The organism is Methylobacterium indicum (genome assembly GCF_001043895.1).
GTDB lineage: Bacteria > Pseudomonadota > Alphaproteobacteria > Rhizobiales > Beijerinckiaceae > Methylobacterium > Methylobacterium indicum.
This window is the reverse complement of sequence record NZ_JTHF01000099.1, coordinates 1-25228: the sequence shown is the minus strand read 5'-3', so window position 1 is coordinate 25228 and position 25228 is coordinate 1. Positions and strand designations below refer to the sequence as shown.

Below are 25228 nucleotides of genomic sequence, written 5' to 3'. Positions count from 1 at the left end.
GATGAGGGCGACGCAGTTGTGGTGAGCCGCATCGAGCAGGACGACACCGCGCGGGCCGCCACAGGCCTGGCCCGCCGCTTCACCTCACTCGTGCGCGCCGCCGGGAAGAGCAAGGCTGTGCCCGATGATCAAGACGCCGCTGCTGACCTCGCCGCCTGGATCACGAAGGCCCGGACCTGCGACGCTCCTGCCATCGCGACGTTCGCCTCGGGACTGGACGCGGACATCGCTGCCGTCCGGGCTGCTCTCATGGAGCCATGGAGTAGCGGCCAGGCGGAAGGCCAGGTCAACCGGCTCAAGCTCATCAAGCGCCAGTGCCATGGACGGGCCGGCCTCGAACTCCTCAAGCGCCGCATGGTTCTGGCCGTCTGATCCACGCAAAGTGAGCACGAACCGCGGAAACGGGGGAGGATCAATCGGGCCTCCCTCGGCTGCCATGAGCGGACCTGGGTCCCATGCCTATCGCAGTGTCGGGGATTCGCCGGGCTTCAGGTGGGGGTCGCCTCCGTCCGAACCGCTGAGAGCAACATGATCGTTCAGGCGTCCGAGGTGTTCGAAGACGTGCTCGAAGGCGTTCGTGACCGCCTGCTCGAAGGAGCCATCGCCCCTCCCGGCTGCGTCCCTGAGGGCACTGAGCAGGGCGCGATGCTTTTCGGTATCCTCGGACATGACATCCTCCCGGCCGGCGTGAGTACCACTTCGGAAAGCCAATCTCCCATGACCGACCCCGGTTCCTGCCACGCACCGATCACGAATGCTCCATGGCACCGTAGCGAGATCAGGATCGACCCGCGATGATCCGTCACCTCCGCCCATCCCGGTGCGTCCGGCTCCCGAAGGCCGGTTGCGTCGCTCGCGCGACCCTCATCGGGCGGGACCGTAACCGGTCCTCGGGCGTGCTTCACCGCTTGGGACCTTCCGATGTGGTGACGGTCCGGCCTGCCGCCTGATCCAGGGATCGCTGCCGATGTCGAACCGCGCCCTGAAGGCGTTCCGCGCCGTCGCCGAGCTTGGTGTTGCGCTGCTGGCGGCCTGCAATCGATTGCGTCTTACCGACAGGCTGAACCCCTTCGTGGTCGGCGTCCACGAACCCATGCGCGAGGAGCTGTCGCTAAAGAGCCCGGCCGTCAGCGGGACGATCCCGCCGGGCCTCGACGGCCTCTACCTCAAGATGGGGGCCAATCCCGTCCGTCAGACGACGCGGGGCCACGACTGGTTCCTCGGCGACGGCATGGTGCACGGCCTCGCGATCGAGGCGGGCCGGGCATTGTGGTACCGCAACCGGTGGATCGGCTCGCGCAAGGCGGCCGCTGCGCTCGGACGGACGGCCGCACCCGGGCCGCGGCGGGGCGGCAACGACACCGTCAACACCAACGTCGTCGGGATTGGCGGCCGGGTCTTCGCAGTCGTCGAGGCCGGCAGCTTCCCTGTCGAGCTTTCGCGGAGCCTCGAGGAACAGCGCTACAATCCGTTCGACGGGACGCTCGCCGGATCCTACACTGGGCATCCGCACCACGATCCGCTGACCGGCGAGACCCACGCGATCGCCTATGACGGCCGGATCTGGGACAGCGTGCGCCACGTCGTCCTCTCGCCAACCGGGCGGGTCGTGCGGGACGTGCCCGTTGCGGTCGAGCACGGGCCCTGCATCCACGACTGCGCGATCACGGCGCGCTTTGCGATCGTGCTCGACCTGCCGGTCACGTTCTCCTTCAAGGCATTGCTCGCCGGCTACCGCTTCCCGTTCCGCTGGAACCCCGGCCATGGGGCTCGGGTGGGCCTCCTTCCGCGGCAGGGTCGGGGAGCCGACATCCTGTGGTGCGAGGTCGAGCCCTGCTTCGTGTTCCACGTGGCCAACGCCTACGCCTACGACGACGCCGACGGGCGGGTGATCCTCGACGTCGTCGTCTACGACACGGTGTTCAGCGCAGCCGCGGGCGGGTTCGACGGCCCGGGCAAGCTCGAGCGCTGGACGATCGATCCCGCGACGAGGCGGGTTGCACGGCGGGTGCTCGACGCGACCCCACAGGAATTCCCCCGCATCGACGAGCGCCGTTTCGGGCAGCGCCACCGCATCCTCTACACGGTCGGCGTGCCCGCCGACGGCAACACGCAGCTTGCCGGGGCAACGCAGCTCTACAGGCACGATCTCGAGACGGGCGAGCGCCGGGTGCACGAGTTCGGTCATGACCGAATCCCGGGGGAGTTCATCTTCGTGCCGGAACGTCCCGGGGCCGGCGAGGATGAAGGCTGGCTCGTCGGGTTCGTCATCGACACCGCGCGCGACACGACGGACTTCGCCATCCTCGATGCACGCTCGTTCGAGGCGCCGCCCGTCGCTATGATTCACCTCGGCCACCGCATCCCGCCTGGCTTCCACGGCAACTGGTTTCCGGCATTGGCGCCAGGGGAGCGCGCCGACGACGGCGCTCTCGGGATCGGCGCCAACCCGGATTCGTGACGCGCAAGGCCAGCGCCACAGCGATCGGCCACGAAACGGCCTCTCGTCGGGGTCGATCGTCGTTCCCTCAGGCGATGAGGGTCCGGCCGATCACCGCCGTCATCGGGTCGCCGGGGCCTCCCTCCCGCCTGAGGGCGTAGGCGTCGATGCGGGAAAAGCCCGCGCGCTCGAGATAGAAGCCGACGAGCTGAGCCTGTCGTGCGGCGTCGAGACCATGCCAGATCGCGACCGCCTTGGTCGGAAAGCAGCGGTTCGAGAAGGAGATCACCACCGGAGCACCGGGGCGCAGCACGCGGGCGACCTCGGAGAGCACGGCGACGGGTCGCTCCAGGTACTGCACCGAGACGCAGATCAGCACGGCGTCGATGCTCGCCGTTTCGAGCGGCAGGTGCGCCTCGGCGTTGAGATCCTGCACGAAGCGCCGGGTCAGGCGTGGGTTGGCCGCGAGTTCCGCGGCGTTCAGCCCGTGACCGACGACGCTGGCATAGCCGACCTCATCCGGCAGGTGGCTGATCCAGCTCGACATCAGGTCGAGGATGTCACCGCCCGTCGGGACGACCTCCCTGTACAAATCGGTGACGGCAGCGATCGCCCCGGCGTCGATATGGGCCACGAAGCGGGGTTGGCCGTAGAACAGCGGATCGGGATTGCGGTCCAACTTCCCGAATGCGTTCGGCGGCAGGTCCGGCAGTTCGTGGTCGAGCGGATCCTGGGCCATGGTCGGACATACCTCCGGACCGAGCGGCTTACCGACCGAAATGGCCTGAGCATGAACCGTGGGGTCGCTGGTGAGTCTGGGGAGGGTCCGGCGAACTCCCAGACCAGGTGTTCAAGTTGCCGCACGCTCTTGATGACGCGGATGCGGGATCGGATGCATGACGTGGTTAGCCTGCCACGTATCCGGGCATGGGGCCAGGGACGCCGTGGTCGACAGAGGTCGTCTCGCTGATCGCTGGATCGCAGTCGAGACGGCCCGGACGCAATCGACGTCAATGCGGATTCCCATGGGCAGTGACGGTCCGGGGCGACCGTGCCCGTCACCGTCTCCTCCCCGGTCAGGGAGAACCGATCGGCCCGCTCCCGGATCGCTTCCGGGAGGCCGATCGCAAGGCTTCAGGACTTTGAGCTTGCAGCACGGCTTCGACGAGCCGGTATCGACTTCGTCGGGCCATGCTCTATTGCTTGATCTGGCAATCGCCGTCCTTCATCGAGCGGAACGCTTGATCGCCGGCAATGGTGGTCACGAGTTTGTAGTAGTCGTACGGCCGCTTGCTCTCCGTGGGAGGCTTGACCTCGTACAGGTACATGTCGTGTACCGCGCGTCCGTCCGGGCGGATCGTCACCGTGCCGAAGAGCGGGTCGTCGATTGGGGCCTTGCGCATCGTCCCGACGACCCGGTCGCCCTCGACCGTGCCGGCGTCGCGCACCGCGCGGAGATAGGCGAGCGTCGCCGAGTACACCCCCGCGTGGTCCTCCGTCGGCCGGCGGCCGTTCATGAGGGCACCGAACCGCTCGCCGAACGTACGCGTGCGCTCGTCACGGTCCCAGTAGAAAGCGGAGACGAGTTGCAGGCCCTGGGCGGTCGCGAGACCCAGGGAATGAGTGTCGGAGAGCTGGATGAAGAGCGCGGCGACCTTCATCTTCGGCGTCAGCCCGAACTCGCCGGCCTGCTTGATGGCGTTGATCATGTCGGCTCCGGTGTTGGCCAGGGCCAGGACCTGTGCGCCCGCGCTCTGGGCGGTGAGCAGCGCCGAGGAGAAGTCGCCGGTGCCGAGGGGAAGCCGCGACCCGCCGGTCGAACGGCCGCCCGCCCCGACAAGCGCCCGCGTGGCATCACGCTCCAGGGCGTGGCCGAGGGCGTAATCGACGGTGAGGAAATACCATTGCTGCGCGCCGCGCTCGGCCAGCGCTCGCGCCGTGGCGGAACCCTGCGCCCAGGTGTCCGACACCCATTGCACGGTCGTGGGCGCGCAGAATTTCCCCGTCAGGTCGGAGGTCATCGCGCTCGAGGCGAGCGCGACGCGATTGCGCTCACGCATCAGGTTGGCGACCGCGAGGGCGACGCCGGAATTCGGCAGGTCGACGATCGCCGCGACGTTCTCCTGATCGAGCCAGCGCCGGGCGATGCCGAGGCCGATATCGGGCTTGTTCTGGTGGTCGGCGGAGAGAAGCTCGACTCTCAGGCCACCGCTCTCCCGCGCGAAGTCCTCGAGCGCGAGACGGGCGGCGGCCACGGAGCCGGCGCCGACCTGATCCGAGAACGGACCGCTCATGTCGCTCAGGACCCCGATGCGGACGGGCTGGTCGAGCGCCCGGCCCGGATCTGGCAGGCCGATGCAGGCCAGGGCGAGGGCAACGACGAACCGGAACGTGCGACCAGGCTTCATCTCTCGTCATCCCCCGCCAAGATTCTACCAGACGATCGGTTGATCAGAAGATCTCGAAATACTCGCGCTGCTCCCATTCGGTGACTTCCGCCTGGAAGCGCTCGATTTCCGCGTTCTTGATGTGCGTATAGTAGTCGATGAACGGGTCGCCGAGGGCGCCGCGAAAGAACGGATCCTCATGCAAGGCTTGAACCGCCTCCCGCAGCGACTTCGGCAGCAGCGGCGCCTCGGCCTCGTAGGGCGTATCGGCGCTCGGCCCGGGATCGAGGCCCCGGTCGGCGCCGTCGAGCCCGGCGAGGATCTGCGCCGCCATGTACAGGTATGGGTTCGCCGCCGGCTCCCCGACCCGGTTCTCCAGCCGCGTGGCCGGATCGCCCGGGCCGCCGAGGACGCGGATCATCACGCCGCGGTTGTCGCAGCCCCAGACGGCGCGGTCGGGTGCCAGAGAGTAGGAGCGGTAGCGCTTGTAGCCGTTGATGGTCGGGGTCGTGAAGACGCTCGAGGCACGTGCGTGTGTCAGCAGCCCGCCCAAGAACCCGGTGCCGAACGCCGAGAGCGGCCCCGGCCCGTCGGGGGGAACGAAGGCGTTGGCGCCGGTCCGTACGTTGCGCAACGACTGGTGCAGGTGCCAGCCCGACGAAACCACGTTCGGGATGCGCGGCCGGCACATGAAGGTGGCGTGGTATCCGTGCCGGCGGCAGATCTGCTTCACCGCGCTGCGAAACAGCACCATCAGGTCGGCGGGCGCCGCGCCGATCGTCGGCTGAAATGTGAACTCGCACTGACTCGGCCCGTACTCGACCTCGATCGAGCGCAGCGGCAGGCCGAGGGCGACGATATCCTTGCGCAGGATCTCCAGGACCGGCTCGACCTGGTCGTAGCGCTGCTCGGTCAGATACTGGTAGCCGTGCGAGATCAGGCTGACGTCCGGGGGCGTCCCGGGCTGCCCGGCGTCAGCAGGTGCCAGGCGGGCGTCGTCGAGCTTGAAGACGTGGAACTCGACCTCGAGCCCCGCGACGTAGTCGAGTGAGCGCTCGGACAGTGTTTCGAGGACGGAGCGGTAGAGGCCGCGCGTCGCGAAGGGGACGGGGCGGCCGTCGCGGAAATGGAGGTCGCAGAGCAGCCACCCGGTCCGCGGCGCCCAGGGCAGCGTTCGGAACGTCGTGGGGTCGGGCACCATGATGACGTCGGCCGCGCCCTCCATCTCCCGCATGCCGAACCCGCCACCGGGGCTGAAGACCGGAAAGACGGTACGGTGCGCAGTGTCCTTGGCGAGCATCGTCGTGGTGATCGCGCATCCGGCCTCGAGCGCCTTGACGGCCTCGGCGGCGACGAGCGTCTTGCCCCGCAGGATCCCGTGCTGATCGGGGAAGGACAATCGCACGGTATCGATGCGGTCGGGATCGCAAAGCTCGCGCACCTCGCGGGCCGCGTCGGCCTGCGCCGTATTCCACAATCCATGGTCCTGCACGAATGTCACGGCCGTCGTCCTCCGGCTCAGGCGAGGCTCAAGGCGCCGTTCTACTCGGCCGCGTCCCGGCGCGGCGCGGCGGTCGCGACCGGCGGGGCGACGTCGGGGGTCGCGTCGGAGGGGAGGCTCGGCATCCACGGGGCCCCGCGGCGGCGGCGCACGTCCACGTCCATCCAGTAGGTCTCCCAGCCCTTCGACGGGCCGATCCCGTCCATCGTCGCGGGCCCCTGGATGCTTCTGGCGTGCCGCGCATCGAGCACCATCAGCGGGGCGTCGCCCGAGGCAGCCTTGTCGATCTGCTCGCGCAGGATGCGGCGGTAGAGGATGATGGCCTTGTCCGATTGCCCGAGATGCTCGCGCGTCCGGTCCTGGATCGGCCCCATCGACTCGACGGCCCACTGGTCGTGGACGTTGATGTCGAGTCCCATCCCCGTATAGGTCGAGTGTGCCTGCTCGTGCGGGTCGAACCCGTAGTCGTTTGTCTTGTTCTTCCGCGAGCGATACTCGGGCAACTCGTAGAGTTCCAGGCGTTGCTCGCGCATCCGCTGCTTGTCGACCGGCGCACCGTAGCTCGTAAAGATCGCGTACCAGTAGCAATTCCCGTCGTCGACGGGAACATGCCACTGGGTGATCGTCATGTCCGCGGACATCGGAATGACGAAGGCATGCGGGAAGACCTGGTTCGTGACGCGCACATGGGTGCGCTCATCGTCGATTTCGCGGAGCGCGATCAGGCGCATGCCGTATTCCGTGCGCTCGACGTTGATGATCGGCCGGTCGTACTCGCGAAGAATCCTCGTCATCGGCAGGTCGCTGTCGGCCGAAGCGGCACGGAACTGCTTGCCGTAGGAGGCGGACGTGTCCTCGTCCTCGAAGAAGCGGTGCAGGAACGACGCGTGCGCCGGATCGATCCCGACCTCGAGCGCCTGCAGCCAGTTGCACTCGAACAGGCCCTTGAATGCGAACGTATAGGCGTCGGGTGCCAGGAAGCAGTCGAGCTCGGGGAAGGCCGGCGGCTCGCCCTCGCCGAGATAGGCATACAGGATGCCGCTGCGCGCGATCACCGGGTAGGCACGCTGCCGGACGTTCTGGCAGAGCTTGCTGCCCGCCGGCTCAGCGGGCGTCTCGAGGCATCGCCCCTCGACGTCGAACAGCCACCCGTGGAAGGCGCAGCGCAAGCCCCCGGCCTCGCGTCGGCCGAAGGCGAGGTCGGCGCCGCGATGCGGGCAGTCGCGATCGAGGAGGCCGTAGCGCCCGGCCTCGTCCCGGAACAGCACGAAGTTCTCCCCGAGCAGGCGTACCGGCACCACGGGACGCTCGCCCTCCAACTCGTCCACCAGGGCGGCCGGCTGCCAGTAACGGCGCATCAGTGCGCCGAGCGACGTGCCCGGTCCGGTGCGGGTGATGTGGTCGTTCTGCTCACGGCTCATCATGGCGGCGGCCTCCGGCGAGCGTCTGCCCATCTTGGCTGGGCCTATCAGTTTGTTCGTTGAACGAACATATGTTCGAATAATATGCCAGTCTGGAGCCGTTGCAAGCTCGAACGGTGTGCAGGGTCCGCCCAACGCGACGGCGCGTCCTGGGAACACGGCCCTTGCCAGGCCACGCAGGGCCACGCACACGGAGCCCGGCCTATCGCTTCGGGTTGCCCACCAGAGACCGGTTCATGCCGCGCGTCAGACGTTCCGAGACAGACCAGCGCCTCGTCGACGAGCATGGACCGGACTTCTCCGAGGCGCTGGCGCGGGGGCTGCGCATCATCTCGGCCTTCGGTGCCCAGCGTCCCATGATGACGCTGGCCGACGTCGCCCGAGCGGTGGACCTCCCTCGGGCCACGGTGCGGCGGGCGCTCCATACCCTGGACCGCCTCGGCTACGTGCGGTCGGATGGGCGGCTGTTTCAGCTGACACCCAAGGTCCTGTCCCTCGCGACCGCCTACCTGGCGTCCAACAGCCTATCGGCGACGCTGCAGCAGGCGGTCGAGCAGGTCGCAGGCCGACTCAACGAGGCCTGCTCGGCGGCGATCCTGGACGGGGACGACATCGTGTTCATCGCCCGCGCAGGACCGACGCGCCTGCTCGGCGTGGGCGTCGACGTCGGCTACCGGATCCCGGCCTATTGCAGCTCGATGGGGCGGGTCCTCCTCGGCGGTCTCGATGACGGGGACCTTGCCGTGTTCCTGGACCGCATCCAGCCCGAGCCGCTGACGCCGCAGACCCTCGTCGACCGAGCCGCGTTGGGGAACGCCATTCGCCGCGATCGCGAGCAGGGATACTCGCTCGTTGATCAGGAGGCCGAGGTCGGATACCGCTCTCTCGCGGTCCCGGTGAAACGCTACGACGGGCGGATCGTCTGCGCCCTGAATGCCGGAGCGAATGTCGACCGGGTCGCGGTGGACCGGATGCTGGAGACCTTCCTCCCCGTCCTGCGCGACATCGCGGCGATCCTCGAGCCGCAGATGGTGTGACACGACGCGTCGGTTTCGGCCCCTTGTCCGGGCCGTTCCCTATGGAGAGGCCGAGGACGCCACGCGTCCGGGCACAGCCGTCGAGGATACGGCGGCCTGGCAGCAGCGGCCCGGACGGTGGCGGTGGTGATCGGCTTTCCCGTGACGATCAAGGAGGCGGCCAGGAGGGGAGGGTGCTGGAGGCCGGCGACCCCTACGGCTCGATCCTGGTGCCCGGTGGCATCGAGCCGACCCGCCGGCTCCCGGATTCTGCCGCGGCGGCGCAGTGATCGTGAGGTATCGTGAGGCCACCGCGACAGCGTCGGCGATGAACAGGCGGCTCCGGCGGTGACGGTCCTCGCCCAACGTCGCAAGCGCGCGCTCTCCGACCGACATATCCGCATCGCTCGGAATCCGGCTTGACATCATCGACGCAACGTTGGAGCCTGCTTTTAAGGCGCAGGGCAATGATGCCCATTTCCGCGCCATAAGGCCCTTTCCGTCCGGCAATGTAGCCCGCAGCGCTTCGCGCTGGCGGGCTTTTTGCGTTCCATAGGCACCGATGACTGACAGACATCGCATCGGCATCCTGTTCTCCACCTCCGGGCCTTACGGCATCGTCGGACGCGCCATGCGAAACGGTGCCGTCCTGGCGGTCGAGGAGGTGAATGCAGGAAACCTCGGGATCACCCTCGAGCCTGAGGTCTTCGACCCGGAGGGCGAGATCGCCGGCTATGCCGCCGGTGCCGAGCGCTTCCTGCGCGCCGGAATCCGCCATGTCGTCGGCTGCTACACTTCATCGAGTCGCAAGGATATCATACCAATATTTGAAAAAATAGATGGGATGCTGTGGTATCCATCGCATTACGAGGGTTTTGAAACCTCCGAGAACGTGATCTACACGGGTGCCTCTCCCAACCAGCACATCGTACCGCTGGTCCAGTATCTGCTCGCCCGCGGTGACCGGACCGCATTTTGCGTCGGCTCGAACTATATCTGGGCGTGGGAGAACAACCGCATCTTGCGCGAAACCCTGGCGCTCTCCGGCGGGCGGGTCGCGGCGGAGCGCTACTTCGCGGTCGGCGAGACCGAGTTCGGTCAAGTGATCGAAGCCATCGTCGCGTTGCGGCCGGATTTCGTGTTCAATACACTGATCGGTGTCTCGGCCTACCGCTTCTTTCAGGAGTTGCGCCGCGCCTGCCGCGGGCACGGTCTCGATCAGGTACGGGAGCTTCCGGTGGCGAGCTGCAGCCTCGCCGAGCCGGAGCTCGAAGCGATTGGTCCGGACGCCGTCGACGGCCATATCAGCTCGAGCGTCTATTTCTCTTCCATCGACACCCCGCGCAACCGCGCGTTCACGGACGCTTACGCCGTTCGGTTTCCCGACGGGCCAACGCCCTCGGCCGATACGGAGGCCGCCTACATCGCCGTCCACCTCCTCGCCAGGGCTCTGGCGCGGGCGGGCGTCGGCGAGATCGCGGCGGTTCGGCGGGCAGCCAGCGAGGTCGCCTTCGAGTCGCCCCAGGGAATGGTGCGCCTCGACGAGACGACGCTGCATGCAGCCCTGACGCCGCGCATCGGCCTCTCCACGTTGGGGGCGCGCTTCACGATCCTGGCGGAGGCTCCGGCTCCGGTCGCACCCGATCCCTATCTCGTGCGGTCTGCCCCTCGCATCGTCCCGGTGCTCCGGCGCCCGAGCCTGCGTGTGGTGCCATCGTGACAGGGCCGCGTCTCATCCAGAATTTCAGCGGGATGCAGGCCCACCTGATCGTGGCGCCGACGACCGCGAGCGACGCGCTCGTCGCGACGCTGATGAAGCTCGGGCTGACTGTCGCGTCATACTTGCCGGCCGGCGAGGCCTGTCCGGTCGATTGGGCGGCACTCGAAATCGATCGTGCCCTGATGATCGTCGATGGCGATCTGCCGCTGCCCGGGATCGCGGCGAGCACCGTCTCGGACCTGCCGCCGGTCCCAGTGCTCGGTCTTGTCGGCGTCGAGGCGCCAAGCCGCCTCAAGGGCCTGCTCCAGTTCGGCGCGACCGGTCTTCTGCGCAAGCCGATCCACGGCGCGTCGGTCTACGCCGCCCTGTACCTGACGATCAACGAGCACCAGCGGCGCCGTGCGCTCGAGGAGCAGCTGGCGCGCCACGAAGAGCGCCGGCGCGGACGACGCCACGTCGTCAAGGCGATCCTGCGGGTGATGCAGGAACGCAGCCTCGACGACGAGGCCGCCTTCGAGACCCTCCGGCGGGACAGCATGCGTGCCCGCCTGACGCTCGAACACTATTGCGAGGCCCTGGTGCGGGCCCGCCCCGATGTGCCGGCGCCGGCCCGGCGCATCGCCCTCCCCGAGTGAACCGCAGCACGAGGACGCCCACCATGACGAGACCCCGCCACGGATCCCGCCTGACCGCCTTCGCAGCCGCCCTGGTGCTCGCGGGCAGCGCGGCCCAGGCCGCAGAGCCGATCAAGCTCGGCGTGCTCGAGGACCAGTCCGGCGACTTCGCGCTCGCGACCATCGGCAAGGTCCACGGCATCCAGCTCGCCACCGACGAGATCAACGCCGCCGGCGGCATCGCCGGGCGCAAACTGGAGCTGGTGATCTACGATACCCAGTCCGACAACACCCGCTACCAGGAATTCATGCGCCGGGTGCTCCAGCGCGACAAGGTCGCCGCCGTCTTCGCCGGCTTCTCGTCCGCCTCACGCGAGGCCTACCGGCCGATCGTCGACCAGCTCGACGGCTTCGCTTTCTACAACAACCAGTACGAGGGCGGCGTCTGCGACGGCCACATGGTGGTGACCGGGGCCGTGCCCGAACAGCAATTCTCGACGCTGATCCCCTGGATGATGGAGAAGTTCGGCAAGCGGGTCTACACCATCGCGGCCGACTACAATTTCGGCCAGATTTCGGCCGAGTGGGTGCGCAATATCGTTAAGGAGAACGGCGGCGAAATGGTCGGCGAGGAGTTCATCCCGCTTGGCGTGTCGCAATTCTCGCAGACGATCCAGAACATCCAAAAGGCCAAGCCCGACATCCTCATGACGCTGCTCGTCGGCACCGCCCAGGCCTCGTATTACGAGCAGGCCGCGGCCGCGAACCTGAAGGTCCCGATGGGCTCCTCGGTCAATGTCGGCCAGGGCTACGAGCACAAGCGCTTCAAGCCGCCGAGCCTCGCCAACATGTACGTGACCACCAACTACATCGAGGAGGTCGACACGCCCGAGAGCAAGGCGTTCCTGGCCAAGTGGAAGGCGAAATTCCCGAACGAGCCCTACGTCAATCAGGAAGCCGAGAACTCCTATCACGCGGTCTACCTCTACAAGCAGATGGTGGAGCGGGCGAACGGTTCGACGAAGCGGGCCGACCTGCGCAAGGTTATCGCGACTGGCGACGTCTGCGTCGACGCCCCCGAGGGCAAGGTCTGCATCGATCCGAAGAGCCAGCACGTCTCGCACACGATCTATCTCGCCAAAGTCGACGAGAAGCACGACATCTCGTTTCCCAAGACCTGGACCGACATCAAACCGTACTGGCTCGGCCAGGCGGGCTGCGACCTGACCAAGAAGGATCCGATGGCGCAGTACACCCCGAGCAACCCGCCCAAGCCCTAAGTATCGAGCCCTGATCCGCTCGCCGCCGGGGCACCCGCCCCGGTCCATTCACGAGACGGTGCGTACTCCCGCATGGCCCTCCTCGATTCAGCCTTCGCCTTCCTCTACCAGCTCGGGGACGCCTTCGCGTTCCTGGTGCTCGCTGCCTGCGGCCTGGCGGTTGTGTTCGGCATGATGGGCGTCATCAACCTCGCCCACGGCGAATTCATCATGTGCGGCGCGTACGTGACCGTGGCGACGACGCGCGCCGGGCTGCCGCTGCCGCTCGGGATCCTGGCAGGTAGCCTGGTCGCCGGCGCGATCGGCATGGTGCTGGAGCGCCTGGTGATCCGCCATCTCTACGGCCGGCCCCTCGACACGATCGTGGCAACCTGGGGCGTCAGCCTGGCGGCGACGCAAGGGACGCTGATCCTTCTCGGCTCCAGCATGCCGGGCGTCGGCACGCCGCTCGGGAGCTTCACGCTGGGCAGCTACTCTTACTCGACCTACCGGGTCGTGCTGATGCTCGCGGCGCTCGGCGTGCTCGCCGGGCTCTACCTCGCCTTCAACGCCACACGCTTCGGCACGCTGGCGCGGGCGACGATCCAGGTGCCGCACATGGCCGAGGCGCTCGGCGTCGACACCCGCAAGGTCTACGCGCTGACCTTCGGGATCGGAGCGGCGCTCGCCGGCCTCACCGGCGGGCTGTACGCCCCGACCATGACGATCGTCCCGACCATGGGGACCACGTTCATCATGGAGGCCTTCGTCACCGTGGTGGTGGGCGGAGCCGACATCTTCCTCGGCACCGCGCCGGCCGCCCTCGTGCTCGGCGCGGTGCGGGCGGTGCTGACCTCCTGGCAGGGCCAGCTCTTCGGGCAGATCGGTCTCCTCGTCGCGGTGATCCTGGTGATCCGGGTCCTGCCGCGGGGGATCTCCGGCCTGATCCTGCGTGAGCGGGCATGAGGGATTCCACGATGCGTCGTCTCCTGCGCCGGCTCGAAGGGCCCCAGACCCTCGGCCGCGGTCCCGCCTTCTGGGCCGCCTTCGCGATCGTGCTCGCCCTCGCGATCGCCTATCCGTCCTTCGCCGATGGCTACACGGTCGGCAACACCGCCTACTTCTTCTGTTGGGTCTTCATGGCGCTCGGCCTGTGCCTGATCTGGGGCTATGGCGGCGCGCTGAGCTTCGGCCAGACCGCGTTCTTCGGGCTTTCGGGCTACGCCTATGGTGTCTTGACCCTCAATGTCGGGGCGGCCTACGGCTTCACGATCGCCGCGGTGGTGCTGGCGGTGGCGCTTGCGGCCGGATTTGCTGCGCTGCTCGGCTACTTCCTGTTCTTCGGCCGGATCGGCGGCGTGTTCTTAGGCATCATCACCCTGTCGGTGACGCTCGCCTTGGAGCGCTTCATGGCGCAGACCGCCGGACCCGACTGGCGCATCGGCGCGGCCCGCCTCAACGGCTACAACGGCATGAGCGGCATGCCGCCCCTGACCGTGCCGTGGTTCGACGGCGACATCGTGCTGTTTCCCGACGTGGCGCTCTATTATGGGCTGCTCGGCCTCTTGGTGGTCACCTATCTCGGCTTGCGCATCCTGGTGAATGCCCGGTTCGGCAACGTCCTGGTGGCGATCCGCGAGAACCCCGAGCGGGCCGAGATGCTGGGCTACGACGTGCGCCGCTACCAGCTCGGCGCCTTCGTGATCGGCTCCGCGCTCGCGGGCCTGTCGGGCACGCTCTATACGGCCTGGGGCCAATACATCACGCCCTCCAGCATGGGGCTCACCGCGGCGGCGCTGCCCGTCATCTGGGTCGCGGTCGGCGGACGGAGCGACGTGACCGCCACCCTCGTCGGCACGCTCGCGGTGCTCGGCGGGTTCCAGGCACTGACGATCTACGGCAGCCAGTACGCGCTGGTGGTGATGGGCCTGCTCCTCGTCGTGGTGGTGCTCGCCGCTCCCGAGGGCCTGGTCGTCGCCCTGATGCGCGGGATCGCCCGCCTCACCCGAAAGGCAGCGGCGCGATGACCGCCATTCTCGAGACACGCGGCCTCGACAAGCATTTCGGCGGCCTGCACGTCACCAACGGCGTCGATTTCAGCGTGGGCGACGGCGAGGTCCATTGCCTGATCGGTCCGAACGGCGCCGGCAAGAGCACCTTCTTTCGCCTCTTGATCGGCGAATACACGCCGGAGGGTGGCCAGGTGCTCTACCGCGGCGAGGACATCACGGCCTTGAAGCCCTTCGAGCGGGTGCGCCGGGGCCTCAGCGTCAAGTTCCAGGTACCTGGCATCTTCCCCGGCCTGACGGTCGCTCACAACCTGGAGATCGCGCTCCAGCACCACCTCGAGGGCGCCTCGCTCTCTTCCGAGATCCGGCGACTGCTTGATTTCCTCAACCTCAAGGAGGCCGCGGGCGAGCGGGCCGGCACCCTCAGCCACGGCCAGAAGCAATGGCTGGAGATCGGCATGGCGATCAGCCTGAAACCCCGCCTGCTGCTCCTCGACGAGCCCACCGCCGGGATGTCGCCGGCCGAGACCTTCGCCACCGGCGAGATGGTGCAGGCGCTCAACCGCGACGGTGTCGCGATTCTGGCGATCGAGCACGACATGGCCTTCGTCCGGCAGATCGCCCAGCGGGTCACCGTGCTGCATGTCGGGCGCATCTTCGCGCAAGGGTCCACCGACGAGATCGTGGCGAACGAGGCGGTCGCGGCGATCTATCTTGGCGAGACCGAGGCGCCCAGGAGGAAGCAGGATGCCTGATGCGCTCCTCTCGACCACGACCTTGCGCGCCGGCTACGGCGGCAAGCCGGTGTTGCAGGGCGTCGACCTCGCCATCCGGGCCGGCGAGATCGTGGCGGTGATCGGCCGCAACGGCGTCGGCAAGTCGACCCTGATGCGCAGCCTGATCGGCCTTCTGCCGGCCGCCGCCGGCGGCATCGCCTTCAAGGGCCAGGCGGTCGAGCGGCTCGCCGCGCACAAGCGCGCCCGCCTCGGGATCGGCTATGTGCCGCAGGGGCGCGACGTCTTCCCGCGCATGAGCGTGGCCGACAACCTGACGGTCGGTGCCTCGCTGCTTCCCCCCGGCACGCCCTTCGACATCGAGGCTGCCTATGGCCCGTTTCCGATCCTGCGCGAGCGCCGGGCGCAGCGCGCCGGCACGCTTTCGGGCGGGCAGCAGCAGCAGCTCGCGATCGGCCGTGTCCTCGTCGGCAGCCCATCCCTGATCCTGCTCGACGAACCCTCCGAGGGCATTCAGCCCTCGGTGGTGCAGGAGATCGGGCGCACCCTCGTCGACCTCAATCGCCGCACCGGGGTGACGGTGGTGTTCGTGGAGCAGAACCTCGACCTGATCCGCGCCATGGCCCAGCGCAGCTACGTCATGGACAAGGGCCGGATCGTCGCGGAGCTGACGGCGCGGGACCTCGACGACCGCGACCTGGTGCGGCGCCACCTCGCCGTCTGAGTAAGCAAAAGGGAGAGACGACCATGCAGTGGCTCGACCAGTCGATCATGGCGAAGAAGGGCGTGGCCAAGGGCAAGCCCGGCGCCGAGCACACCATCACGGAGGCCGAGCAGGGCCGCTATCACTACGTCTACGGGCCATTCGTCGACCCGGTGCTGACCGTCGATCCGGGCGCCGTCGTCACGGTGGAGACCCATGACGCCTTCGAGGGCAAGATCCGCCACGAGACCGACAGCCCGACCAAGATCCTGAATTTTCCCTACCTCAACCCGCAGAACGGCCCGATCTGGGTCAACGGCGCCGAGAAGGGCGATTGCCTGGCGGTCGCGATCAAGTCGATCCGCCCGCGCGGCCCACAGCCGTGCGGCACGACGCTGATCATGCCCGAGTTCGGCGGCCTGGTCGCAACCGGCGACACCGCGCTCCTCAACCCGTCGCTGCCGGAGCGGGTGCGCAAGCTCGAGGTCACGGTGGAAGGCGGCGTGCGCTGGAACGACCGCATCACGCTGCCCTACCAGCCGTTCATCGGCACGATCGGCACCTCGCCGGAGATCGAGGCGATCTCCTCGCTCCAGCCCGACTATTACGGCGGCAACATGGACCTGCCCGATGTCGGCGTCGGCGCGGTGATCTACCTGCCAGTCAATACCAAGGGCGCGCTTCTCTACCTCGGCGACTGCCACGCGGCGCAAGGGGACGGCGAACTCTGCGGTGTCGCGGTCGAGCACCCGACCCACACGACGGTGCAGATTGACCTGATCAAGGGTTGGACCATCCGCTGGCCGCGCCTCGAGACGGCGGACTTCTTCATGACCATCGGCTCGTCGCGGCCGATGGAGGATGCCGCCCGCATCGCCTACCGCGAACTGGTACGCTGGCTCGCCGCCGATTTCGGCTTTGAGGAAATCGACGCCTACATGCTGCTCACCCAATGCGGTCGGGTGCGGCTCGGCAACATGGTCGATCCGAAATACACGCTGGGCGCTTCGATCGCGAAGTCGATCGCATTGGCTTGAAATCTAAGGAGCGCGTCATGGATCTCGGCCTCAAGGGGCTCCGCGCCTTCGTCACCGGCGGCACCAAGGGGATCGGCGGTGCCATCGCCGATCTCCTGGCGGAGGAGGGAACCGCCGTCGCGCTCTGCGCCCGCAACCCGGAGGAGGTCGCCGCCAAGGTCGCGGCGCTCCGCGCCAAGGGCGTCGCCGCGACCGGCCGCGCCGTCGACGTCGCCGATTCCGGGGCTCTCAAGACTTGGATCGCAGAGGCTGCGGACGAACTCGGCGGGCTCGACATCCTGGTGCCGAACGTCAGCGCACTCGCGGTCGGTGCCGACGAGGCGGCTTGGCGCGCAGGCTTCTCGGTCGACCTCATGGGCACGGTCGCGGCGGTCGAGGCCGCCATGCCCTTCCTCGAACGCTCGACGGCGGCGTCGATCGTCGTCATCTCGAGCGTGTCGGGCCGTGAGATCGACTTCGCGGCCGGGCCGTACGGGGCCTTCAAGGCGGCTCTGATCCACTACGCGCAGGGGCTCGCTTTCCAACTCGCCGGCAAGGCCATCCGCGCCAACACGGTGTCGCCGGGCAACACCTATTTCGAGGGCGGAGTGTGGCACCGGATCGAGGAGGGCAACCCGACCCTGTTCGCCGAGGCTCTGCGCCTCAATCCAACCGGCCGGATGGCCCACCCGGATGAGATCGCTCGTGCCGCCGTCTTTCTCGCGAGTCCGGCTGCGAGCTTCGTCACCGGCACCAACCTCGTCGTCGACGGTGCGCTGACCCGGGGTGTGCAGTTCTGAGCGCTCCGCCTGTTACCGAGAGGCAGGACTCCGTTCACAGCCCTTGCGCGTCCGAGTGCAGAGCGAAATCCGAGCTGGCTCTGCACCGCCTCAAAACCGGGGCATCGGGTTGCATCGGTTGCGAATGTTTCGCACAAATTCGTAGTCTACGGTAGAGATGGGATCCTATCGGCGCCGATCAGGACCCCACTCGGAACCCAATGTCGAAATCAGCATCGGTGCGTCGGCTCGACTTCGCCGATGAGGACCCATATCGGCGCCGGAACACCGTCGACTTGATCGATCGTCGCAGGACCCTCGTGGCCGCCGGCCGGCCGAATCGGGACGTCATGGTGGACAAGCCGCTTGGGCGAGATCCCGGCGTATCCTCTTGAGGACGGCACGATCCTCGTCGACTCCGGCGCGCCGCCGCGCGCTACCGGGCGGCAGAAGGCGGGGCCGGCATCGATCGCCTTTCGCTTCCCCGCGTCGAGCGCGTTTGCAGATAGGCAATGAGATCCGCCCGGTCGAGCGGGTCGGAGAGGCCGCGAAAGCGCATGCTCGTGCCGGCCACCATCGCCGCAGGGGCGGTGAGCCATGTGTCCAGCCGCTCCGGGGACCAGACGCCGCCCAGGGACCGCAAGGCCGCGGTGTAGCCGAACCGCCGGCTGGTTTCGCCTGGTGGTTGACCCACCACGCCGTAGAGGTTCGGGCCGTTGCGGTCGCCGGCGCCCGGGCCGGCCATGTGGCAGGCGGCGCACGTCCCGAACAGCCGGCCACCCCGCGCCGGATCCGCGACCTGCATGAAATCGGAAAAACTCGGCGAGCGCCCCAGCGACCGCCGGCGTTCCCCGCCATCATCCGAGCAGCCCGCGACCAGGAGCGCGAGGGCGGCGGCCAAGAGGTGCATCGCGATCCGGGCCCAAACATGGTGGGCAAACCGGGGCTCTGGTCCGGCAGAAGCCCGGAGGACGGACACGCGCGCTGCGCGAAACATGTCCGGCAACCGTCGAGATCGCGCCGGGCGGTTGCGCCAACAGCGTCTCCAGTACGCCAAGGCCGGTGGAAGCCCTTCGAATACCGGGCGGCCCCAAGCGAGATCCGGATCGCCCCGAGCGCTGGATCGACCACGAAGGTGTTGCTGGAGACGACCGGCAGCCAAGGCGTACTCGAGCCCCGAACACGCCGCATGCCCCAGGATCGGGCAGGGGCCGCCGGAAATGATGCCCCTAGGGTTGTGCTTGAGCGTCGAACCCCTGGAGAACCTCGCTGCCGCGGCCGCTCCGACATCGGCAGGTTCGGGTCCATGGGCGATCAACGAGGACACGACGGTTTGCATGCGATCAGGACGAAGCCGTTGCGGCGATGTTGGACAACGCCGTTGAGTCGGGATCCCGGCCGGAAACCGTCCTCCCGCTCGGCAGCGTATCACGCCTCCGACGTCACGCCCCGGCCAGGTGGCGGCCGGCGAGCCAGCCGAAGGTGAGGGCAGGTCCCAGCGTGATGCCGGGTCTCGGATACGTCCCGCCCATGACCGAGTTCATGTCGTTGCCGGCGGCGTAGAGGCCGGAGATCGGTTCGCCGTTGCGGTCGAGCACGCGGGCGTTCTCGTCGGTCACGATTCCGCCGGCGGTGCCGATGTCGCCGGGATAGACCCGCACGGCGTAAAACGGCGCCGTCTCGACCGTACCGAGGCAGGGATTACCGTCCTTGATCGTCGGGTCTCCGAGGTGGCGGTTGTAAGCGTCGCCGCCCTTGCCGAACGCCGCGTCCCGTCCCTCCCGTGCATCGCGATTGAACGCCGCGACGGTCTCGCCGAGGACGCCGCCGTCGAGGCCGAGCTGGCGTGCGAGATCGTCGAGGGTGCGGCCCTCGACCAAGTAGCCGGCTTTCACGAGCTTTCGGAACGGGCGCCCGCCGGGCAGCGCGAGACCAAGTCCCCAGCGTCGGAGAAAATCCGCGTCGCAGATCAGGAAGGCCGGGATGCTCGGCACGCTCCGGTGACTCTCGTGCATGGCGAGGCCGAACTCGTGGTACGAGGTCGACTCGTTGACGAAGCGCCGGGCGCGCTGTTGACTGCGATCAGGCCCGGTTTCGCCCGCTCCCAGACGAGGTGGGGGTAGCGCAGGACCGTGCCGTCGGGCTTCTTGAGGAGCGAGATTGGCGCGTGGAAGACGTTCGCGGCGTTCTCGCCCCGCACGACAGCGCCGGCCGCCTCGCCGAGCCGCAGGCCGTCGCCGGTATTGTCAGCCGGCGCCATCGACCACGGACCGACCGGATGCGGCAGCAGAGCGGCGCGGCGCTCCGGATCGTGCGGGAAGCCGCCGGTGGCGAGCACGACACCGCGCCGTGCGCGGATCGCGACCTCGCGTCCCTCATGTGCGACCACGAGGCCGACGACCCGTCCGCCCTCGACGAGGAGGCGCCGGGCGGGACTTTCGAGCCAGACCGGGATCTCACGGTCGAGGACGCTCTGGTAGAGCCGAGCCGCTAGCGCGTTACCGAGGACGAGGCGGGTGCCGCGATGATGGCGCAGGCGGTCGGTGGCGTAGCGCGCGACGAGTCTCACCCCGTGCCTCCACGAGGCGAGAGAGCGCGTCACGCCGAGGAGGTGGTAGACGTCGGTCATCGTCACCATCATGCCGCCGAGCACCGTGAACTCGGGCAGCGGGTCGCGCAGGGTCCCGAAATGCCGGCCCAGGCGCCGGCCGTCGAAGGCCACCGGGTCCATTGCGCGTCCGCCGAGCGAGGCGCCCTCGGCGTCGGGGTAGTAGTCCGGCGAGTAGGCCCGCGCCGCGAGCCGCAGTTCGGCGTTCCGCTCGAGATAGTCGAGCATCCTCGGCCCGGCCTCGAGATAGGCGAGCTTCATCGCGTCGCTCGACCAGTTGCCGACGATGCGGTCGAGGTAGAGTTTCGCCCGCTCCACACTGTCGGGATGGCCGGCCGCCATGCCGCAATCGGTATTCGGGATCCAGACCGCCCCGCCCGAGACGGCGGTCGACCCGCCGACCTTGCCGGACTTCTCGACGATGATTGCCGCAAGCCCCTCGATCGAGGCAGTGAGCGCGGCGCTCATGCCGCCGGCACCGGCGCCGACGCAGATCATGTCCGTCTCAAGATCGAAGGTCGCCGGGAGGGCGTCGGCTGCCGGCCCGCTCACAGCGCGTCGCCCCGGCGCGAGTAGTTGGTGACGCTCCAGCCGCCATCGACCGCCAGCACGTGGCCGCTGATATAGGCGGCGTCCTCCGAGCACAGGAAGTGGATCGCGTTCGCGACGTCCTCCGGCCGGCCGAGGCGCGGGAAGGGGATCGGGTCGATGTTGAGGGCCTGGAAGCGCGCATCCGTGTCGATGCGCTCGCGCGTGAGCGCGGTCTCGATCACCCCGGGTGCGACGGCGTTCACACGGATTCCCTTCGGGCCGTAATCGGCCGCCATCTGGTGGGTCAGCCCGACGACCGCGGCCTTGGTGGCGGCGGAGGGCGCGACCCGCGGATGGCCGAACAGCCCGAACACCGAGGCGAGGTTGACGATCACCCCCCGGCCCGGCGTCAGGTGCGGCAGAGCCTCGCGCGAGAAGCGGAACAGCGCGCGCAGATTGATCTCGACGTAGCGGTCCCACTCCGCGTCGCTCGTCTGGTCCGCCGCCTTGGCGTTGCCGATGCCGGCATTGTTCACGAGCCAGTCGAGACGGCCGAAGTGCCGAAGCGCTGCCGCGATGGCGGCGCCCGGCGCGTCGGCGGCGGTGACATCCTCGACGAGGAGCGCGACGGCCTCGGCGTCGCCCGCCAGGCGGCGGGTCTCCTTTAGAGCGCCTAACCGAACCTCTGGATTTGGCGGAGGGTGATGAAGCTGGCCTGGAGGAACGTGAAGGCCTTGCAGATGTCGGCGCGGCGTTCGTAGCGGACGGGCAAACGGCGGGCGCGGTTGAACCAGGCAAGGCTGCGCTCGACCACCCAGCGATGCCGCCCCGGCCTGTCGCTCCTCTCGACGCCGCGCCGGGCAATCCGCGGCGTGATCCCGCGCGCCCGGCACTCCTGCCGCCGCACTCTGCAGCGGGCTGTCGTGGCCGTGGGCGCCGGTCAGAACGAGGCCGAGCGGCGTGCCGAGCGCGTCGGTGACGAGGTGGCGCTTGGTCCCCGCCTTACCGCGATCCATCGGGTTCGGGCCGGTGGCAGACCCCCTTTTTCACCGGCACGCTCGCGCTGTCGACGCCCGCCCGGCTCCCGTCGATCTCGCCCGCCGCGTGCAGGCATTCGAGCAGCACCCGATGCAGGCGCCGCCACACACCGGCCGCCTGCCAGTCGCGCAGCCGGCGCCAGCAGCTCATGCCGCAGCCGCTCTTCATCTCGGCCGGCAGCATCTCCCGGGGGATGCCCGAGCGCGGCACAAACCGGATGCCGATCAGGGCAGCCCGATCGTCCACCCGGGGACGCCCGCCCTTCGGGCGGGGCGGCAGGGCGAGCGGGACGAAGGTCGGTGGGGCAGCCGAGGCCTGCTGCTCGGCCAGCAAGGCGCGCCGCCATCGGAACAGCAGGTTGGCCGGGTCGCACACCTCGATCACGCTCGGACTGGCGCACCCAGTTCCGCAGCGTCTCGCCCGAGCAGCCGATCTTCGCGGCAATCGACTGGATCGCCGACCACTGCGAGCCATGCTCGCCTTCCTGATCGCGCACCATCCGCACCGCGCGCTCGCGCATCTCGGGGGAAAACGGGGCTGTTCGCTTCGTCAGGGCTCCATCCTCTCAGAAGTTGGAGCCTCCGAAAAACCCGGAGCGGTTCAAACCGCTCTCCAGCTTGGCGGCAGGACGCGCCTGCCAGGACGGCAGACACGACGCGCTCACGCAGATCGACGGACAAGGGTGACGTCATCGCTGGCTCCTCCAGCCAACCAACGCCCTACCCAACTTGGCCGTTGCCGCCCGATCGCACAGCGCTCGAGTAGCCCTGTCAAACCCCCGTGAGCGGGATGATCTTGGAGCCATCTGAGAACCGTTCGAAGCGAAAAGCATGGGGATCGACAACAGGCTCGGAGCCCGTGACCAGATCCGCCGTCAGGCGCCCGGCGCCCGGACCGAGTCCGAAGCCATGGCCCGAGAAGCCGGTGGCGACGACGAGCCCGGGGCAACTGCTGACGGGCGAGATCACCGGGACCGCATCCGGCGTGACGTCGATCAGGCCCGCCCAGCGCTGGGCGACGCGCGCGTTCTGGAAGGCCGGAAAGGCCTTCGACAGCTTTGCCAACGCGCGGTCGGTCATGCCCTGGTCCGGCTCGGGATCGAGGATGCGTGTTTGCTCGAACGGCGTCGGCTGCCCCGGGCGGCCGCGGCGCGCCTCGCGCCACTCCTGGACGAACCGCTTGCCGATCCGCGGTCGCATGCTGGACCATTCCATCCGCAGGGCCGGCAGGAATTTCGCCGCGAAGCGGAAGCTGTCCGGCGTTAGGTCATAGATGTTGGCGGCCAGGGTAGAGACGGTATAGCCCCCGTCCAGGCGCTTGCGCACCGAGAAGTCGGGCCCGCGCACCGTGACGTCGGGGCCGCCGGACACGGGTTCGGTCCGGAGCACGGAGTTCAGGATCTTGAGCTGGGGAAGCGTTACGCCGATCCCGCGCAGGAGCAGGCGAGACCATGCCCCGCCCGCGACCACGACCGCGCTCGCCGCGATCGGCCCGCGCTCGGTCACGACACCGCTGACACGCCCTGCTTGCGTCTCGATCGCACGGACCGCGCAGTTCGTCAGGATCGTCGCTCCGAGGGCCTGTGCCGCGCGGGCGATGGCCGGGGCCGCTTTCTGCGGCTCGGCCCGCCCATCCGTCGGTGAGTAGAGAGCCTCGTCGAAAGCGAGGTTCATGCCCGGCACGAGGTCCGCCACGCGATCATTGCCGATCGTCGCGACGCGATGCTGCGTGTTCTCGATATATTTGAGCCACTCCATGTTGGCGTCGCGAAATTCCGGCGAGTGAAACGGCACGACGATTCCGCACTGCCGATAGCCGACATCGTGGCCGATGCGCTCGGAAAGCCCCTCCCAGATGCGGATCGACGTCGCCATCAGGTCGATTTCTCGCGGATCGCGGCGCGACAGGCGCACCCAGCCCCAGTTGCGGCTCGATTGCTCGCCGGCGACGATGCCCTTCTCGCAGACGACGACCGACAATCCGCGCTCGGCGAGTTCCAACGCCGTGGAGACGCCGACGATGCCCGCGCCGACGATCACGACATCCGCACGTTTGGGCTGGCGGGGGCTGGATTGTACGGCGTCGACGACGGGGCCGGGCATTGGCGACGTTCCATGGTGACTGGCGGCAACGGTCGTACTATGCCGCAGACTGACCGGCCAGATTTTGCACCCACAGACGCATTTTTAACGTGACGCGCCAGCAAGACCATCGTCCCGCTGTGACCGCACCGCCTGATCGGCAGATTGGGTTCATCCTACTGCCGGGCTTTGCTCTCATGTCGTTCGCTTCGGCGAGCGAGCCTTTTCGTGCCGCCAACCGGCTGGCGGGCCACACGCTTTATCGCATGCGCTTCTTCGGCGAGGATCCGTCCGGCCGCGTGGCGGCGTCGTCCGGCGTGGAGGTTCCGGTGGAGCCGCTGCCGCGCGATCACGACGGGCTCTATGCCGTTTTCGTCTGTGCCGGAGGTGAGCCGAAGACGTGGAACCGGCCGGCGGTCCAGGCCACGCTCAGGCGTTTGGCGCGACGCGGAACCAGGATCGGCGGCATATCGGGCGGTCCTTACGTCATGGCCGCCGCCGGGCTGCTGACCGATCGTGATTTCACGATCCACTGGGAACATGCCGGCGCCCTGAGGGAAGCGTTTCCTGACCTTGTCCCCAAATCGGCGCGCTTCGTCATCGCGGGAGATCGCATGACATGCGGTGGCGGGGTCGCCCCGATCGACATGATGCTCGCCGTCATCACCGAGCATAGGGGCCGGGAATTCGCGCTTCTGGTCTCGGACTGGTTCCTGCATACGGCTGCGGTGGCGCCCGAGGATCCGCAACGCGCCTCACCGGCCGAGCGGTACGGTATTCATCACCCGATTCTTCTCGCTATCCTGCAGACCATGGAGAGAACTCTGGACGCTCCCATGGATCGCAGAGAGATGGCAGCGCTTGGCGGCCTGAGCGAACGTCATCTCGATCGCCTGTTCCGCGACAAGATGGGCATCAGCTTCTCCGAGCACTACAGAAATTTGCGTCTCGATCACGCCCAGCGGCTTCTGCGCCAAAGCACGATGAGCATGGGACGCATTGCGATGGCATCCGGTTTCTCCGGTGCCGGGCAGTTCTCGCGAAGCTATCGCGCGCGATTCGGTCATACTCCATCCAACGAGCGCAAGATGCCTGACACTCAGTAAGCGTGCGTCAGTCGGATGCGTGAAATGTATGATGAAGTGATGAGAATGACGCTGCTTCGCTTGGCTGATAACTCCGAAGCAACCCTGCCGATGCCGTCCGATTCGCACTCAACCGCACGGGATTTCGTGCAGCGGCAGATCGAGAAGCGGTTCGGCAAGGCCTACGCGACGTCGACGGATGCGCCGAGAGGAGCGACCCTGGGCGGCCGCTGGACGCCCGATGATCGCGCTCGACCGCGCAGTCAGTAAGCGCTCGGTGACGGAG

At 68.1% G+C, this 25228-nt stretch carries 22 protein-coding genes and 3 pseudogenes; 14 read left to right on the top strand and 11 right to left on the bottom strand.

Translation table 11 applies throughout. The features are described 5' to 3' along the window. On the top strand, positions 1 to 372 hold a 372-nt coding region (locus QR78_RS12075), incomplete at its 5' end, for a transposase (RefSeq protein WP_048427770.1). A gap of 87 nt (positions 373 to 459) precedes the next feature. On the opposite strand, the gene QR78_RS36025 is transcribed toward QR78_RS12075, so the two are convergent. After that, positions 460 to 669 carry a hypothetical protein gene (locus tag QR78_RS36025; RefSeq protein ID WP_048427766.1) on the bottom strand — a complete coding sequence of 70 codons (210 nt, stop codon included), beginning with the start codon at positions 667 to 669 and terminating at the stop codon, positions 460 to 462. Between the two features lie 298 nt (positions 670 to 967). Here QR78_RS36025 and QR78_RS12065 point away from each other — a divergent pair, with 298 nt between their 5' ends. Then, on the top strand, positions 968 to 2461 hold the full coding sequence (locus QR78_RS12065; RefSeq protein WP_048427765.1) for an 8'-apo-carotenoid 13,14-cleaving dioxygenase: 1494 nt from the start codon (positions 968 to 970) through the stop codon (positions 2459 to 2461). Positions 2462 to 2528: 67 nt separating this feature from the next. Here QR78_RS12065 and QR78_RS12060 read toward each other — a convergent pair whose 3' ends face one another. From QR78_RS12060 to QR78_RS12045, 4 genes are all read right to left on the bottom strand, one after another. Next, positions 2529 to 3179: a methyltransferase domain-containing protein gene (locus QR78_RS12060; RefSeq protein WP_048427764.1), complete on the bottom strand. Its 651-nt coding sequence runs from the start codon at positions 3177 to 3179 to the stop codon at positions 2529 to 2531. 457 nt (positions 3180 to 3636) lie between these two features. Then, complete coding sequence (locus tag QR78_RS12055; RefSeq protein ID WP_048427763.1) at positions 3637 to 4848, bottom strand: ABC transporter substrate-binding protein; 1212 nt, start codon at positions 4846 to 4848, stop codon at positions 3637 to 3639. Between the two features lie 43 nt (positions 4849 to 4891). Then, positions 4892 to 6328, bottom strand: a complete 1437-nt coding sequence (locus tag QR78_RS12050; protein WP_048427762.1) for a glutamine synthetase family protein — start codon at positions 6326 to 6328, stop codon at positions 4892 to 4894. A gap of 41 nt (positions 6329 to 6369) precedes the next feature. Then, positions 6370 to 7752, bottom strand: coding sequence for an aromatic ring-hydroxylating dioxygenase subunit alpha (locus QR78_RS12045; protein WP_048427761.1), 1383 nt, complete (start codon positions 7750 to 7752; stop codon positions 6370 to 6372). 233 nt (positions 7753 to 7985) lie between these two features. Between QR78_RS12045 and QR78_RS12040 the strand changes: the two genes are divergently transcribed. The 10 genes from QR78_RS12040 to QR78_RS11995 all read left to right on the top strand — a co-directional run bounded on the left by QR78_RS12040 (position 7986) and on the right by QR78_RS11995 (position 17620). Beyond that, positions 7986 to 8786, top strand: coding sequence for an IclR family transcriptional regulator domain-containing protein (locus QR78_RS12040; protein ID WP_048427760.1), 801 nt, complete (start codon positions 7986 to 7988; stop codon positions 8784 to 8786). Positions 8787 to 9327: 541 nt separating this feature from the next. Next, a complete protein-coding gene (locus QR78_RS12035) occupies positions 9328 to 10485 on the top strand; it encodes a transporter substrate-binding domain-containing protein (RefSeq protein ID WP_048427759.1) in 1158 nt (385 codons plus the stop codon). Then, complete coding sequence (locus QR78_RS12030; RefSeq protein WP_053220891.1) at positions 10482 to 11120, top strand: ANTAR domain-containing response regulator; 639 nt, start codon at positions 10482 to 10484, stop codon at positions 11118 to 11120. Before QR78_RS12035 ends, QR78_RS12030 begins: the two co-directional genes overlap by 4 nt. Before the next feature lie 23 nt (positions 11121 to 11143). Further along, positions 11144 to 12379, top strand: a complete 1236-nt coding sequence (locus QR78_RS12025) for an urea ABC transporter substrate-binding protein (protein ID WP_048427757.1) — start codon at positions 11144 to 11146, stop codon at positions 12377 to 12379. Positions 12380 to 12451: 72 nt separating this feature from the next. Further along, the gene (locus QR78_RS12020; protein WP_048427756.1) at positions 12452 to 13324 is read left to right on the top strand and encodes an ABC transporter permease subunit; all 873 of its coding nucleotides are present in this window, start codon (positions 12452 to 12454) and stop codon (positions 13322 to 13324) included. An 11-nt stretch (positions 13325 to 13335) separates the two neighbouring features. After that, positions 13336 to 14385 carry a branched-chain amino acid ABC transporter permease gene (locus QR78_RS12015; protein WP_089504110.1) on the top strand — a complete coding sequence of 350 codons (1050 nt, stop codon included), beginning with the start codon at positions 13336 to 13338 and terminating at the stop codon, positions 14383 to 14385. Further along, a complete protein-coding gene (locus QR78_RS12010) occupies positions 14382 to 15122 on the top strand; it encodes an ABC transporter ATP-binding protein (protein ID WP_048427754.1) in 741 nt (246 codons plus the stop codon). The genes QR78_RS12015 and QR78_RS12010 overlap by 4 nt, the downstream gene beginning before the upstream one ends. Continuing rightward, complete coding sequence (locus tag QR78_RS12005) at positions 15115 to 15825, top strand: ABC transporter ATP-binding protein (protein ID WP_048427753.1); 711 nt, start codon at positions 15115 to 15117, stop codon at positions 15823 to 15825. Before QR78_RS12010 ends, QR78_RS12005 begins: the two co-directional genes overlap by 8 nt. A gap of 23 nt (positions 15826 to 15848) precedes the next feature. Beyond that, positions 15849 to 16841: an acetamidase/formamidase family protein gene (locus tag QR78_RS12000; protein WP_048427752.1), complete on the top strand. Its 993-nt coding sequence runs from the start codon at positions 15849 to 15851 to the stop codon at positions 16839 to 16841. Positions 16842 to 16858: 17 nt separating this feature from the next. Further along, entirely contained in the window at positions 16859 to 17620 is a 762-nt protein-coding gene (locus QR78_RS11995; RefSeq protein WP_048427751.1) for an SDR family NAD(P)-dependent oxidoreductase, read from the top strand. Positions 17621 to 18035: 415 nt separating this feature from the next. On the opposite strand, the gene QR78_RS11990 is transcribed toward QR78_RS11995, so the two are convergent. The 6 genes and pseudogenes from QR78_RS11990 to QR78_RS11965 all read right to left on the bottom strand — a co-directional run bounded on the left by QR78_RS11990 (position 18036) and on the right by QR78_RS11965 (position 23878). Then, on the bottom strand, positions 18036 to 18509 hold the full coding sequence (locus QR78_RS11990; RefSeq protein ID WP_048427750.1) for a c-type cytochrome: 474 nt from the start codon (positions 18507 to 18509) through the stop codon (positions 18036 to 18038). A 532-nt stretch (positions 18510 to 19041) separates the two neighbouring features. Next, a pseudogene (locus QR78_RS11985) lies at positions 19042 to 20675 on the bottom strand (FAD-binding protein). A gap of 80 nt (positions 20676 to 20755) precedes the next feature. Continuing rightward, positions 20756 to 21388, bottom strand: a complete 633-nt coding sequence (locus QR78_RS35485; RefSeq protein WP_244278475.1) for an SDR family NAD(P)-dependent oxidoreductase — start codon at positions 21386 to 21388, stop codon at positions 20756 to 20758. 23 nt (positions 21389 to 21411) lie between these two features. Then, positions 21412 to 22109: pseudogene (locus QR78_RS32725) on the bottom strand (transposase). 28 nt (positions 22110 to 22137) lie between these two features. After that, positions 22138 to 22329: pseudogene (locus tag QR78_RS32720) on the bottom strand (transposase); the annotation flags it as partial. 217 nt (positions 22330 to 22546) lie between these two features. Then, positions 22547 to 23878: an NAD(P)/FAD-dependent oxidoreductase gene (locus QR78_RS11965; protein ID WP_048427749.1), complete on the bottom strand. Its 1332-nt coding sequence runs from the start codon at positions 23876 to 23878 to the stop codon at positions 22547 to 22549. 176 nt (positions 23879 to 24054) lie between these two features. Between QR78_RS11965 and QR78_RS11960 the strand changes: the two genes are divergently transcribed. Both QR78_RS11960 and QR78_RS34080 read left to right on the top strand, forming a co-directional pair. Beyond that, on the top strand, positions 24055 to 24963 hold the full coding sequence (locus tag QR78_RS11960; RefSeq protein WP_082171599.1) for a GlxA family transcriptional regulator: 909 nt from the start codon (positions 24055 to 24057) through the stop codon (positions 24961 to 24963). A gap of 45 nt (positions 24964 to 25008) precedes the next feature. After that, positions 25009 to 25212 carry a hypothetical protein gene (locus QR78_RS34080; RefSeq protein ID WP_125900938.1) on the top strand — a complete coding sequence of 68 codons (204 nt, stop codon included), beginning with the start codon at positions 25009 to 25011 and terminating at the stop codon, positions 25210 to 25212. Positions 25213 to 25228: the final 16 nt, after the last annotated feature.